The organism is Cupriavidus lacunae, assembly GCF_003353055.1.
GTDB lineage: Bacteria > Pseudomonadota > Gammaproteobacteria > Burkholderiales > Burkholderiaceae > Cupriavidus > Cupriavidus lacunae.
The window spans coordinates 1-13117 of record NZ_QKWJ01000028.1; the positions used below are offsets into that span (position 1 = coordinate 1).

Below are 13117 nucleotides of genomic sequence, written 5' to 3' on the forward strand. Positions count from 1 at the left end.
GCCAAAGTCACCATGAGAAAAGCATATGGATTCCGGACCTTCCGCATGACCGAAATCGCGCTATATCACGGGCTCGGGAAGCTTCCGGAGCCAAAGCTTACCCACAGTTTTTACTGACGAGCCAGAAAAAAAAGGGCCAAATGTTGACAAAGCCGTGGAGCGGCCCCAATGCCGGTCGGATCGTTGCACCATCACGGATAGCCCCACAGTCCTGCGCTCATCACTTGTCTGATCCGCTCCCACTGCCATCATGCCCGAGAGAGCGCGGCAGATTCCACTTGTAACGCAGCGAGAGGTAACGCAACGCGAAGCACGCCATCAAGGCGGACCAGGTCCGCCCACTGGACACCCATCCCAGGCGCTCGCCGCACACCTCGATGACGGCACCCACCAGAGCCGCCGACGCATAGACCTCGCGCCGAAGAATTACCGGCACCCGATTGAGTAGCACGTCACGCGCCACGCCACCACCCACGGCGGTAACTACGCCGAGCAGCACCGCCACCTCGGCATTATGGCCAAAAATCAAGGCCTTCTGCGCGCCGGTCACTGCAAACAATCCCAGCCCCAGAGAATCGAACAAGGTCACCGGGTGTGCAAGGCGCACGACCAGCGCGCGCGCAGTGAGCGTCACCCATGACGCTGCCATTGCGACGGCGAGATAGCGCCAATCGGTTAGTCCAGCGGGCGGCACGGCGCCGATGCACAGGTCGCGCAGCACACCCCCGCCGCAAGCGACCGCAAAAGCAATGACGATGACACCGAACCAGTCGAGTCCGCGGTCTCTGGCCGCGACCGCGCCGCTGAAGGCAAAGGCAAATGTGCCGGCCAGATCGAGAAACGTGAACAGACGGTGGTCATTCAGGCCGGCAAGGGCCAATTCGTGGACGTTCATACACTGGGACACAACCACGCGCTGGCGGCAGTCAGCATGGCCTGCAAGCCGGTCTCGAGCGTCGGATGGATCTGCGGCGCGAACTTCGGTGAGTGGTTGCTAGGGATCTTGTTGATGGTCCTCTCCTGTTTGGCCTTCGCGTACACCTCCGGGTTGGTACCACCGACGAACCAGAATACATAGGGCACGCCCCAAGTGCGACCGAAGATGCTGAAGTCTTCGCTGGCTGATGCCGGACCGGGTGCCTGCGACGCCTTTTCGCCAAACTGGCGGTCGAAGGCGTGCGCCACCTTTTGCGTAGCGGCCAGATCGTTCTCTGTCAACGGGTAGCTGTTGATCGTGGTGAACTCGGGCGGACGCTCGGCACCGGAGGCATCGCACTCGGCGCAACAGATGCGGCGGATCGAATTAAGCATGTATTCGCGCGTGTCCTCACTGAAGGTGCGCATGTTCAGCTTGATGGTGGCGTCGTCGGGGATGATGTTCTCCTTGGTACCGGCCTGCAACGAGCCGATCGTGAGCACCGCCGGTTCGGTCGGCGCGATTTCCCTAGAGACAATGGTCTGCAGGCGCAACGTGGTCGCTGCGGCCATGATGACCGGATCGATCGAGGTTTGCGGCTGCGAGCCGTGCGAACCGCGCCCGAACAGCTTGATCTTCAGGCTGTCTCCGGCAGACAGCGTAATGCCGGGACGGTAGTTCACGGTGCCGGCCGCGCCGACCATCACGTGCTGCCCGAGGATGATGTCGGGCTTCGGAAAGCGGCCTTCGCCCCATTCGCCCACCATAGAGGATGCGCCCTCGGCCGTTTCCTCACCGGGCTGGAATACGATCATCAGTGTGCCGCTCCAGGCGGTGCGATTTGCAGACAGGATACGCGCGGCACCGATCATCCAGGTCACGTGCATGTCATGGCCGCATGAATGCGCGACGCCGACCTCTACGCCTTCATCGTCGCGCGCGGTCACTGTGCTGGCATACGGCAGCCCGGTGTCCTCTGCCATTGGTAGCGCATCCATGTCGGCGCGTAGCATCACGGTCGGGCCTGTGCCATTCTTCATCACGCAGACCACGCCAGTCACGCCGACGTTGCGCGTCACCTCGTAGCCCAGACCTTCCATGGCGTCGGCGACGATCTTCGCGGTGCGAACTTCCTGCATCGACAACTCCGGGTGCTGGTGGAGGTCCTTGTAGAGCGCCTCGAGTTCGGCCACCAGGGCGGGATCGGCGCGGTCGAGGGCTTCAGTGAGGGGATTCATGATAGCTCCAGAAGTGTCGAAGTGAAGAACAGGAGATTCAGGTTTGCACCTTCATCCCCTTGGGCACCGTGAGCACGATCGAGACGGTGGCCATCGCCACCATCAGGACGTTGAAGCCCAGCGCAACGATGGCGGCTTCGCGCACGGCCAGGTTGTCCTGGCGGCCGGCGAAGGTGATCACGCCGTCGAGCCAGTTCACGCTTTCGCTGTTAGCACTGAGCGCGGTGAAAATGGCGGCGGAAATCGCCACGCCGAAGGCGGCGCCGAGCGAGGAGGCCATCTTGTAGATGCCCGAACCAGACCCAACTTGGGCAGCCGGCAGGTTCGACAGCGCCGCGTCGGTCGAGGGTGTCGCATAGAACGCTAGACCGACGCCGAACAGCGTGTAGCCGACGATCGCGAGGAGCTTGTAGTCCGACAGCAGCAGGTTGGCAGGTGACACCATCAGGACGCCCAAGCCCGTGATCAGGCAGCCCCAGACCATCGGCTTGCGCGGGCCGAAGCGTTGCAGCAGTTTCTCGCCCACGCGGATGAACGCGATGATGGCAATCGCGTAGCCCAGCGTCAGGAAGCCGGCCTGCTGGGCGTCCATGTTGCCGCCGAGTTGCACCAGTTGCAGCGACACGATTAGCGTGCCTGCTGCTCCATTGACGAGGAAGTTGGAAATCGTCGCACCGGTGTAGGTCGCGTTCTTGAACAGGCTGAAGTCGAAGAACGCATTGGACACCTTGCTTTCGATGCGGAAAAACAGCAAGCCGAAGACCACCGTTGCAGCCAGTAGCCCCAGGCCCATCGCACTGGTCCAACCCAGCTTGTTGCCCTGCGTCACCAGCACCTGCAATGCCACCATGGCGACCATGAAAGCCAGCACGCCAGACAGGTCGAACTTGTAGCCGCCCGCGGTTCTTGCCTTGCTCTCAGGCGTGCCGCGCATCATCCACAGGCCGAGTACGCTAACAACGATGGCCGCCCAGAAGATCGAGCGCCAACCAAAGTTCTGCGACATCAGGCCACCGAAGAGTGAGCACAGGCCCGAACCACCCCAGGAACCGATCGACCACATGCTGATGGCCCGCTGGCGTCCAGGACCATCCCAATAGGCTTTCACCAACGCCAGACTGGCCGGCATGATGCACGCGGCCGACAGACCTTGCAGCGCCCGACCCGACAAGATCACTGGTGCGGCCAGCGGGCCCTGTGGCGTTATTGCGACCAGCAGCGAACCGGCGATGCTCAGGTAAAAACCGATGCGAGTGATCTTCAGGCGGCCTACGCGGTCGGCCAAGCCGCCCATCACCACGATAAAGATGCCCGAGAACAGCGAGGTGATAGCCACCGCGACGTTCATCACGCTCGCATCCAAGCCGATGTCGTGACTCATGTCCGGCGCAATATTGAGAGTGGTCTGGGCGAACAGCCAGAAGTCCACGACGCCCATGATGATGCCGAGAAGCAGCCGATCGTTGCCCTCGTACACCACCTCGGACTCAACATTGGCATCCATGCCGCTCACCATTGGGCCTGAAAACTTGGCCTATCCCGACGGCTGCATCATCGGGAAGATCAAATCAATCAACACCATGTTAGTGTATTGGCGATCGCCCCCTTTGTTTTCGCTGCAGTTTATCGGGGTAGCAGCCCCCAGTATTCATGCGGTTTTCCGGTCGGCGCCCACAGAAAATCAACAACTTGCTGACTCGGTCATTCATTGCATCCGCAGATGTGCTGATCGCGACACGGGCATGGTGGCGGGGAAGCGGATCGTAAGCCTTCAAAAAGAGCTTAGCATCGTTCATTGATGCCGGCGAATTTCATTCCCCTCGTAGGTATGGTGTTGTCATATCATCCGCTTTGACAGGGCTAGCGAGTTACACAATCGCTCAGAAAGAGGGCTTGCGAGAGCTGCACGCGATGCTTGATCGGAAGCAGATTGCGGGAAGGACGAGTGGAGAAACGAGGCGGCCGGTCGCCCCGGAAGGCCGAACATCACTGAGCACTTGCTTAGACGATCCACTTGCTATTCGGGAAAGCCTCCCATTCGCGGGAGTACCCTAGCGCAAACGGCATGTGTTAGGTCGTCCGTCACTCTGCATGGTCCAGTCGACCGATGACGGGACGGCGTTTCTCGACGATCGAACGACCGCTCGCAAAGTGGAGTTGCCATGTAAATGTCTTGACAGCGCATCGGACGAGAGTCTCCTCATGTTAAGGTTTGGGCGTGGCGGGCAGTGCGGTATTTCCTGCAAGTCGTTGGACTGGGCGTCAAGGGGAAAGCCCACGCAGAACGATGGTCCATACCAGCCAGCTTGACCTAGCCGTGCTGTTCCAGGCGAGCAGGCAGCAACCCTACAGCGACGATGGCGTCCGGGGCGCGACCGGGCATCCCCACGGAAGCGCGGATCCTGCCTTGGAACGGTAAATTGGAGGTATGATTGCATTCAAAATTGCATATCTAATTCAGACCTAGTCATATCGTGTCCACCGCAGAACTACAAGGCATCGACATTCCCGCCCAGATCGCCCAGGAAATCCGCAAGCTCATCAACCGCGGACAGTTGCCGCCCGGGCTGCAGCTACGCCAATCCGACCTGGCCGACCGCTTCGGCATCAGCCGCGTTCCCGTGCGCGAGGCGCTGAAGCTGCTGGCGGCCGAAAGCATCATCGAGCACGATCCGAACCGGGGCTTCTTCGTCGCGCCATTGTCGACTGACGAGGCACGCCAGCTTTACCTGATGCGGCAACTGCTGGAAGCGGAACTGCTGTCCACTATCGAGTGGCCCACGCCCGCGCAACTCAAGCAGTTTAAGACGATGCTGACCGAACTCGACGAACTGCTCTCGGCCGGTAACCGCTCGGAATGGATCGAGCACCATCGCGCGTTCCACGACGCGGTGTTCGAGCTGTCGCCGAACAAGGTGCTCAAGCGCGAGGCGCTGCGGCTGATGCGGCTGACCGACCGCTACCGCGCGCTGGCCGCAGATATCACGCTGCGCGACCAGCACCTGAACGCCAACATTGAGCAGAAGCTCGTGAAGGCGTTGAGTACAAAGAACCGGGAAATGTTGCTGGATGCCTACGCCGAAGGCCGCAAAATGGTGGCCGAGGGGCTGATGCAGATCCTTGCTGCGCGCGGCGTATGAAGCGGGGTGCTCTCCAGCGCCCCGCGTAGCACCATCAGAAGCGGTGCATCATGCCGACTGCCGCCACGGACTGAATTTTCCCGCTGGCAAGGATGTTGCCGATCTCGGCGGCATAGGCGCCGTTGGTGTGCTGGTAGACCCCCGCCAGATAGACTGCGGTCCGCTTGGAGAAGGTGTACGTCAACTGGAGCGCACCCTGGTGGATGATAACGTTCTTCAGTTGCTCGTTGCCGTTCTCATAGGTATAGGCTCCCCCGAGAACCAGGTCCGGCGTCAGCTCATAGCCGATGCCGCCAGCCAGCGCGTAGATCCTCGCTCCGGTGAATGTGTTGCGCGCTTGGCTGTACATGCCCGAGAAATCGAAGCGCGACACCTTGGTACGGGCGCCGGCGAGGAAGTTCGCGATGCCGCTCTGCCCACCATTGACCGCGCCGTAGTTCTGCTCGGTATAGACTACGGCTGCGCGCGTTTCTCCGTGGTGATACCCGATCGCCGCGCTCTTGCCTGACCCGTTCTGGAAGTCTCCCGCCACTTCGCCGAAACTGTACATCAGCCCAGCCGAAAAGCTGCCGATCTCGTCGGTTGTCAGCTTGAGGGCGTTCGACATCCGCTTTCCGCCCACGCGATCCCAATTGATGGCCGACATGCCCACCGGCGCGCCAGCGGCATTGGTGTAGGGCGGGTATGGCGCACCGGCGGCAAGGCCGGCGCCGATCTGCGCGGGGCCCTTGAGGCCGAGCAGGTCCGCGCCGAAGCTGCCGGTGCGGAAGTTCAGCATGCCGCCCGCGATGCCGGTGGCGGGGTCGATGGCGCCGATAAGGAAGTAGTCGAACGCGAAGTCGTTCTGCTGCCCGAGGCGGAAGCCGCCGATTCCGACCTTGCGCATGCCGACCCAGGCAGAGTTCTCGAACAATGCGCCGCGCGACTGCGGATCAAGCGCCCCGGTGCTGAGGGAAATCATCGAGTCCAGGCTGAAGGATGCCTGCAGGCCGCCGCCGAGGTCCTCAGTGCCGCGCAGGTAGAACTTCGACGGGTAGATGGCGGAATCCTGCATGCGGACGTTCGAGTGGCCGCCGTTGTCGCGATAGACCGCGACACTCTCATCCAGCAGGCCGCCGATGATGACGCTGCCCTGCGCGTGCGTCACTGTGGTGGCGGCCGTCATTGCAATGCCGAATGACAGATGGCTAAGTGCCGTTGCCGGCATTTTTCTCCGAAACGCCATTCCGTGTCTCCGTTGTTCGAATTTATTGTTGTTGTGCCCGCGCTGCAGGGATGCGGGCGGGATTTTGTCGGCCGGCAGGTTTGCGATCGTCCGGCTCAGCCGGCCGGCTCCGGGTCCCATGTCGGAATCCAGAGCAGTTCTCGCGCAGCGGCAGCGTCGGTCGACGAAAATTCACCGTAGCTGCCGTGCGCGTACAGCAGCGGGCGAGCGCGATCGGCGCGCGGCGTTGCGGTGTCGATGGCGCCGAAGAGAATGCCGTGCGTGCCGACATCCACGGCACTGGCCACTCGGCAATCGAAGCTGACCAGCGCGTCACGGAGTACTGGTGCGCCGGTGCTGGCACGTCCCCATACGCCGTCGGCAAACTTTTCCTCTGCCGGCATGGGGCTGGCAAAGCGGTCGGCCAGCCGACGGCTTTCCATCGCAAGCACGTTCACCGCGAAGATGCCCGACGCCTGGATGGCGTGGAACGACGCGCTGTTGCGGTTGACGCAGGCGAGCAGCGTTGGCGGATCGGCCGATACGGAGCAGACGGCCGTGGCCGTCAGCCCCGCCCGCGAGCCGTCCGCCGACAGCGTGGTGATCAGGCAGACGTGTCCGGCGAGGCAGCGCATCGCTGTCTTGAACTGGTTGGCGTCGATGCTCATGGCGGGTTCTCCGTCCCCAGGCTATGCGACCGTGGTGCCGGCAGCGAGATGGCGGGCGAAGTGCAGCACGGTGCGACCGTGCGCCTGCATGGCGGCGAGCGGCTGGTAGCTGGCACGCTCCCAGCAGTTGAAACCGTGGCTTGCTCCTGGGTAGACAAAGAACTTCGCCGTGTCCCGGTCGGCGAAGGCTGCCCTGACGCGCTCTACCGCGGCGAGCGGGATCATGGGATCCGTCTCGCCGTAGTGGAACAGCATCGGGCAGCGCACGGCCGCCGCCTTCTGCAACTGGTCCTGAATGCCGCCGCCGTAGTAGCACGCGGCTGCCTCCACCAGTCCCGCAGCGGCTGCAAGATAGGCCAGCCGGCCGCCGATGCAGAAGCCGAGCGCGCCCACGCCGCCCGTCACTTCGGGACGCGTGCGCAGCGAGCGGACGGTGCCTTCCAGGTCGGCCCCGATCTCGGCCATGTCGGCGCGAATGAGCATGTCTCGCGCGCGCGCGGCTTCGTCGCCCACATAGCCGAACGATTCGCGCGGCGCCTGCCGCCAGAACACGTCGGGCGCGAGCACGACAAAGCCCAGTTGCGCGTACTGCTCGGCCACGGCCCGGATATGGCGGTTTACGCCGAAGATTTCCTGGAAGAGGACAATCCCGGGGCCCGTTCTCGCCGGCGGCAGTGCGAGATAGCCTTGGTAAGCTCGGCCATCGGCTGCCGGGATGTCGATCCAGCTCGTGCGGATCGTCGTGTTTTCGTCGATGTTTTCCTTCATGTCGTCTCTCTCGTTCCTCAGCCCCAGCCAAAGATGTCGAGCGTGGTCTCGCCCGCACGGAGTCGGCGGCACTGATCAGCCTCGTTCGCTTCTCGCGCAATTCCGGCCTCCACCACCGTGCCCGCACGGTCGCGCGGAATGCAGACCACGCCGTCGCTGTCACCAACGATCAGGTCGCCGGCATGCACGGTGACGTCGCCGAACACGGTCGGCGCGTTGATCCAGCCGCGCGCGCCGAAATCCTTGCCGGTGCCGCGAATGCACAAGCCGCGGGCGAACACCGGGAAGCCGATCTCTTCCAGCAGCCCGCCGTCGCGCACGCAGCCGTCGATGACTAGGCCGGCGAGGCCGCGCACCTGGCTGGCGGTGGACATGACTTCGCCCCAGTAGCCGTGCTCGAAAGCGTCGCTGACCGACACCACCAGCACGTCGCCTGGTTGCGCGGCGTAGATGGCGCGGTGCAGCCACAGGTTGTCGCCGCCCGGCGCATGCACTGTGACGGCGGGGCCGCACAGCCTGAATCCCGGTGCGACGGGTTTGATCGCCGACGCAAACGCTCCGATCTTCCCGCCGGCCTCATGCAGCGTTGCCGTGGGGATGGCGCGGGCGGCGTCGACGATTTGCGGAGCGGTACGCGCGAAATCCAGTTGCGTGGTATCGCGTGGATCGATGCGGTCGATGGAGATAGTCATGGTTTCGCTCCTTCGGCGCGCGTCTGCAGTTGGTGGTAGCGGTACTGGGCGCGGGCCTCGTCCAGGCGCATGCCGCCGGCGACTGCCTTGCGAATGGCGTTTTCGGCGGCTTCGATCTCTTCGGCGGCGGCGAGGATGCGCTCCTCGTGACCACGCGGAATCGACACCAGCCCGTCGGCATCGCCGCGCAGGATGTCGCTCGGGGCCACGCGAACGTCGCCGATATTCACCGGCACATTGGTGGCCTCCACTTGCACGCGGTCCTTGCCGGTGCGCATCCAGTTGTCGCGCGAGAACACCGGGTAGCCGAGCGACAGGCACAGGTGCACATCGCGATTGATGCCGTCGATCACGGTGCCAGCGATGCCGCGGCGATGGGCGATCTCCGTCATGATGTCGCCCCAGACCGTGGCATCGGTGCGGCCGCCGTTGTCGAGCACGATCACGTGACCGGGCGGCACGTCGTCGATAAAGTCCCCGACGGTGCCCGGCGGGCTAGCGGCGGGACCGTAGAGGATGGTGAAGGCGCGGCCGGCCATGCGGAAGCCGGCGTCGCGCGGCTTGATGGCGCGGCACTGGCCGACGATGCCGAGGCGGTCCATCGCGTCGCTGAGCGTGGCGGTGTCGAGCCTGCCCGCGCGAGCGACGTTGCGGTCTTCGATCTGTTCTGACATGACTTAATCCTTCAGCATGAATTCGTAGTTGCCGCCCATGACCTGGCTCATCGGTGTGCCGGCCAAAACGGCCTTGGCCATGCGAGCTTCGCGGGCGACGATGCCTTCCGCGGCCTCGAGAACCCGGTCGATGTTCGCCGCGGCGATGAAGATGACCGCGCTGCGGTCGGCGAGAACGTAGTCGCCGGCATCGACGTCCACGTCCCACACGCGGATTGGCACGTTGGTGCCTTTCTCGACGACGCGGCCGCGGGCAGTGCGGGCCGTGAGGGAAGAGGCGAAGACGGGAAAGTTCATCGCACGCGCTTCGTCGATGTCGCGCACCGGACCATCCGCAACCACGCCGGCGATACCTTTCACCTTCGCGCCGAGCGATAGCAGGCCGCCCCAACTACCGGCCTCGACACCGGTGCGCTGCTCGACGACGATCACGTCGTCCGCGCTGCCGGCCTCAATGGCGGTGGTGCCCAGGTGGCGCGGCTCGCCCGGTGGCGGCGCGCCCGTGCCGAGCTTCACGGTAATCACGCGACCGGCGATGCGTCCCTCGCCGGCTTCCTGCCGCACACCGCTCACCACGCCCGGCAGGCCGAGCTTGTCGAGTGTGTCGGATACCGCGCAGCAATCCAGCCGGCGCAGTCGGCGCACATATTCCTCAGGGGTGCTCATTGGATGCGTTCCTTGTTGTTGTCGGGTCGCCAGCAGGCGAACCCCATGGCATTGCCCGTTCCGGCCTCGCTGCGATAGCAGGGCACGTAGTCGATCACTTCCATGCTGAAGCCGAGCTCGTCCATCGCGCCGGCCACGGGAATCCAGTTCTTGACCTCGGAGGTCCCGGCCTGGAAGATCGCCTCGCCCAGTCCCTCCACGGGCGCGAAGTCATGCGCGCGCATGCTGTCGAGGATCAACTGATCGACGGTCTCGTCGATGACGAAGTGGGTCAGGCCGCCCGAGGCGATGATGGCCACGCGTGCGTCGCTGTCCCACGACTGGATGGCACGCGCCAGCGAACGTCCGAACGCATGGCAACGGGCTGCGGTTGGCTGATTGGGCGGATAGAACGTGTTGATCAGCACCGGCACGGTGGGAATCACCTGGTCTTTCATCAGTTGCCGGAACACGAAGCCAAAGGCGTGCGGCGTCTCTGTTGCGGAAAGGTGTTTCAGTGCCGTGATGTCGAAGCCGTCGGCCACGGCGCGTTCGATCATGTGACGGCCCAGCGCCGGCACGCCGGCATAGGTTGCTTCCGGCGGCATGTAGCCGGGCATGGCGTGGGCCACGCCTGGCGGCAGCCGCGACAGCTTCTCGTCGCTGATCATGTTGTTGACGATGGTTTCGCCCCACATTACGCTGAAGGCGGGCACCAGCATGTCGTCGAAGATTTCCATCTGGTCGTTGCCGACGATCACTGCCACATCTGGGCGGGCGTCGGCGAGCACCTGCGACATGCGTTCGATGGCCTGCATGCAGCGAGCGTGCCGAACCTCCCACATTTCCGGCGTGATCTGAGCGGCCAGGTTTTCCGACGCGCGATGCTGCACCAGCTCGTCGAACGTCCATGTGCGACCCTGGTAGTGATGCAGGCTGCGGCGGTCGTCGGGCAGGCGCGAGCCCCACGTGTGCGGCGGCGTGACCAGCATGGGACCATGCGAGGTACCCATGCCCAGTACGATTTCTGCCATGGTTGGTCTCCTCCGGGCGTCGTCGCGCGTTTAGCGGTACGCCGCCAAGTCGAGATTGAACAGCTTCTGCGCGTTGCCGAAGAAGATCTGGTCTCTCTCTTCCGGCGACAGCCAGTCGAAGCCCTGGATGAACGGCTTGATGTCGTCGAAGGTGCGGCCGGTAGCCGGGTTGGTCTGCGAGCCCACGCCGGGGCACTCGGCGCCGAACAGGCAGCGGTCCGCGCCGACGGTTTTGATCAGTAGGCGCAGCGACTCCTCGGAATACAGCACGGTGTCGTAGTAGAGATTGCGCATTCCGGCGAGGAAGTCGCGTCCCGCGCGCGCGGCGCCGGACTGAAAGCGGCCGATCTGGTAGGGGATCGAACCCCCGCCGTGCGACACCAGGATTTTCAGCGACGGGAAGTCATTGAACACGTCGGAGTTCACCAGGCCGAACACCGCGATGGTCTCTTCATTGATGAAGTGGACCGTGTACGGCGAGCGAGCGGAGTGCGAGCCGGTGGCGTGGATGTGCGCGGGAATGTCGAGCTCGCACAGCTTCTCGTAGAGCGGATACCAGTAGCGGTCGCCCAGCGGTGGCGCTTCGGAGCCGTTGTTCTCGAATGGGTCCGGATTGAGCAGCACGCCGCGGAAGCCCAGTTCCTTCACGCAGCGTTCCAGTTCCGGCAGCACCACTTCGATGGGATCGCCGGCCACCTGCGGCAGCCCGCCCACGCCGATGAAGCGCTTGGGCAGCAGCTTCACCGTGCGGGCGATGATGTTGTTGGTCTCCTCGGTGAACCAGTGCACCAGCTTGCCCGGCTTCGTGCTGTGCATCATCTGGAACGGACGCGGTGACAGCAGTTGGACGGTGGTGCCAGCGCGGTCGAGCAGGTCGATGTGCCCGGCCGGACCCATCTCCTTGCGGTTGGCGTAGTGCAGGATCTCTTCGTCCGTCACCTCGGGCATCTTGCGCCCGTGCTCGCCGCGGTGCGACAGGATGTGAGCCTTGTAGACCCAGAGTTCGGCGGGCGGGCTGACGTGGCCGTGGCAGTCAATGATCATGGGATGTCTCCGGTTGGGATGAAATGACTTACAGGTCGAGGATCAGCCGCTCGCCCTTGCAGCCCGAGCAGCAGATCATCATGGTGTTGTTGGCCGCCTTCTCCGGTTCGGAGAGGATGGCGTCGCGGTGGTCGGGAATGCCGGACAGCACGCGCGTCTCGCAGGCGCCGCACACGCCTTCCTCGCAGGAGTGCGCCACTTCCACGCCGGCATCCTTGAGCACCTGCAGGATGGTTTTGCCACCCGGTACCTGAAGCGATTTACCGCTGCGCTTCAGTTCGACCGTGTAGCCGCCGTCCAGCGCGGCTTCCTGCTTCGCGGTGAAATACTCGACGTGGACCTGCGCCGCAGGCAGGTGGGCCGTGGCTGCCTCAAAGGCAGCGAGCATCGGGCCAGGGCCGCAGCAATAGAAATGCGCGTTGGCCGGCTGTGCCTTCACAACCTCGACGATGTCGAGCACGCCGCCCGCTTCCGCGTCGATGTGCAGGTGCAGGTTCTCGTAGCTGCGCAATTCCTCGAGGAAGGCGACGTCGACGCGGTCGCGGCACGAGTACACCAGCGTCATCGAGCGGCCCAGCGCCTTCAGGCGCCTCGCCATGCACAGGATCGGCGTGATTCCGATGCCGCCGCCGACCAGCACCGAATGCTCGGCCTCCTCGTTCAGCGGGAAATTGTTGCGCGGCGGCTCGACGTGGATCACCGCGCCGGGGCGCAACTGCTCGTGCATGAAGCTCGAACCGCCGCGGCTTTTGGGGTCGCGCTTCACCCCTACCTGGTAGCGCCGCGGCTCGCTGCCCCCTTCGAGCAGTGAGTACTGGCGCACCAGGCCATTGGGCAGGTGCAAGCCGATATGCGAACCCGGCTCGCACGGTGGCAGCGCAGCGCCCGCCGGGGACGCGAAGGCGTAGAGCAGCGTGTCGCGGGCGAGGAATTGAATCGACTCCAGGCGCAACTCAAGGAGGGCGCCTGTGGACTGGGGCAGGTCGTTCATGTGTGTCTCCAGTGACGACGTTCAGTGATGCGGCGAGGCTTATGCCTGCCGGCGCCTGGCGCCCGAAGCGGGCGGTGGGCCGAATCAGGTGAGGGCCGTTGTC

General features: G+C 63.9%; 14 protein-coding genes. 2 read left to right on the plus strand and 12 right to left on the minus strand.

All coding sequences use genetic code 11. The features are described from left to right. Positions 1–220: 220 nt before the first annotated feature. From DN412_RS21405 to DN412_RS21415, 3 genes are read right to left on the minus strand one after another with little or no spacing between them, the layout of a single operon-like run. Positions 221–865 (minus strand): trimeric intracellular cation channel family protein, encoded by a 645-nt coding sequence (locus tag DN412_RS21405; RefSeq protein ID WP_115213478.1) that lies wholly within the window; start codon positions 863–865, stop codon positions 221–223. Positions 866–891: 26 nt separating this feature from the next. Next, positions 892–2154 (minus strand): M20 family metallopeptidase, encoded by a 1263-nt coding sequence (locus DN412_RS21410; RefSeq protein ID WP_115213417.1) that lies wholly within the window; start codon positions 2152–2154, stop codon positions 892–894. A gap of 37 nt (positions 2155–2191) precedes the next feature. Continuing rightward, positions 2192–3658 (minus strand): MFS transporter, encoded by a 1467-nt coding sequence (locus tag DN412_RS21415; protein WP_115213479.1) that lies wholly within the window; start codon positions 3656–3658, stop codon positions 2192–2194. On the opposite strand from DN412_RS21415, the gene DN412_RS43055 reads away from it, so the two are divergent. Both DN412_RS43055 and DN412_RS21420 read left to right on the plus strand, forming a co-directional pair. Beyond that, a complete protein-coding gene (locus DN412_RS43055) occupies positions 3657–3953 on the plus strand; it encodes a hypothetical protein (RefSeq protein ID WP_133303069.1) in 297 nt (98 codons plus the stop codon). The genes DN412_RS21415 and DN412_RS43055 overlap by 2 nt on opposite strands. Positions 3954–4628: 675 nt before the next feature. Further along, the gene (locus DN412_RS21420) at positions 4629–5294 is read left to right on the plus strand and encodes a GntR family transcriptional regulator (protein ID WP_115213418.1); all 666 of its coding nucleotides are present in this window, start codon (positions 4629–4631) and stop codon (positions 5292–5294) included. Positions 5295–5328: 34 nt separating this feature from the next. Here DN412_RS21420 and DN412_RS21425 read toward each other — a convergent pair whose 3' ends face one another. The 9 genes from DN412_RS21425 to DN412_RS21465 all read right to left on the minus strand — a co-directional run bounded on the left by DN412_RS21425 (position 5329) and on the right by DN412_RS21465 (position 13014). Further along, on the minus strand, positions 5329–6459 hold the full coding sequence (locus DN412_RS21425; RefSeq protein WP_244222732.1) for a porin: 1131 nt from the start codon (positions 6457–6459) through the stop codon (positions 5329–5331). 155 nt (positions 6460–6614) lie between these two features. Further along, positions 6615–7166, minus strand: a complete 552-nt coding sequence (locus DN412_RS21430) for a flavin reductase family protein (RefSeq protein WP_115213420.1) — start codon at positions 7164–7166, stop codon at positions 6615–6617. Positions 7167–7187: 21 nt separating this feature from the next. Next, on the minus strand, positions 7188–7934 hold the full coding sequence (locus tag DN412_RS21435; RefSeq protein ID WP_115213421.1) for a dienelactone hydrolase family protein: 747 nt from the start codon (positions 7932–7934) through the stop codon (positions 7188–7190). A gap of 17 nt (positions 7935–7951) precedes the next feature. Then, positions 7952–8626 (minus strand): 4-carboxy-4-hydroxy-2-oxoadipate aldolase/oxaloacetate decarboxylase, encoded by a 675-nt coding sequence (locus tag DN412_RS21440; RefSeq protein WP_115213422.1) that lies wholly within the window; start codon positions 8624–8626, stop codon positions 7952–7954. After that, on the minus strand, positions 8623–9300 hold the full coding sequence (locus DN412_RS21445; RefSeq protein WP_115213423.1) for an RraA family protein: 678 nt from the start codon (positions 9298–9300) through the stop codon (positions 8623–8625). Before DN412_RS21445 ends, DN412_RS21440 begins: the two co-directional genes overlap by 4 nt. 3 nt (positions 9301–9303) lie before the next feature. Next, positions 9304–9966 carry an RraA family protein gene (locus DN412_RS21450; protein WP_115213424.1) on the minus strand — a complete coding sequence of 221 codons (663 nt, stop codon included), beginning with the start codon at positions 9964–9966 and terminating at the stop codon, positions 9304–9306. Next, a complete protein-coding gene (locus tag DN412_RS21455; protein WP_115213425.1) occupies positions 9963–10979 on the minus strand; it encodes a DODA-type extradiol aromatic ring-opening family dioxygenase in 1017 nt (338 codons plus the stop codon). Before DN412_RS21455 ends, DN412_RS21450 begins: the two co-directional genes overlap by 4 nt. A gap of 30 nt (positions 10980–11009) precedes the next feature. Next, on the minus strand, positions 11010–12023 hold the full coding sequence (locus tag DN412_RS21460) for an amidohydrolase family protein (RefSeq protein WP_115213426.1): 1014 nt from the start codon (positions 12021–12023) through the stop codon (positions 11010–11012). Positions 12024–12051: 28 nt separating this feature from the next. Continuing rightward, the gene (locus DN412_RS21465; RefSeq protein ID WP_115213427.1) at positions 12052–13014 is read right to left on the minus strand and encodes a PDR/VanB family oxidoreductase; all 963 of its coding nucleotides are present in this window, start codon (positions 13012–13014) and stop codon (positions 12052–12054) included. Positions 13015–13117: the final 103 nt, after the last annotated feature.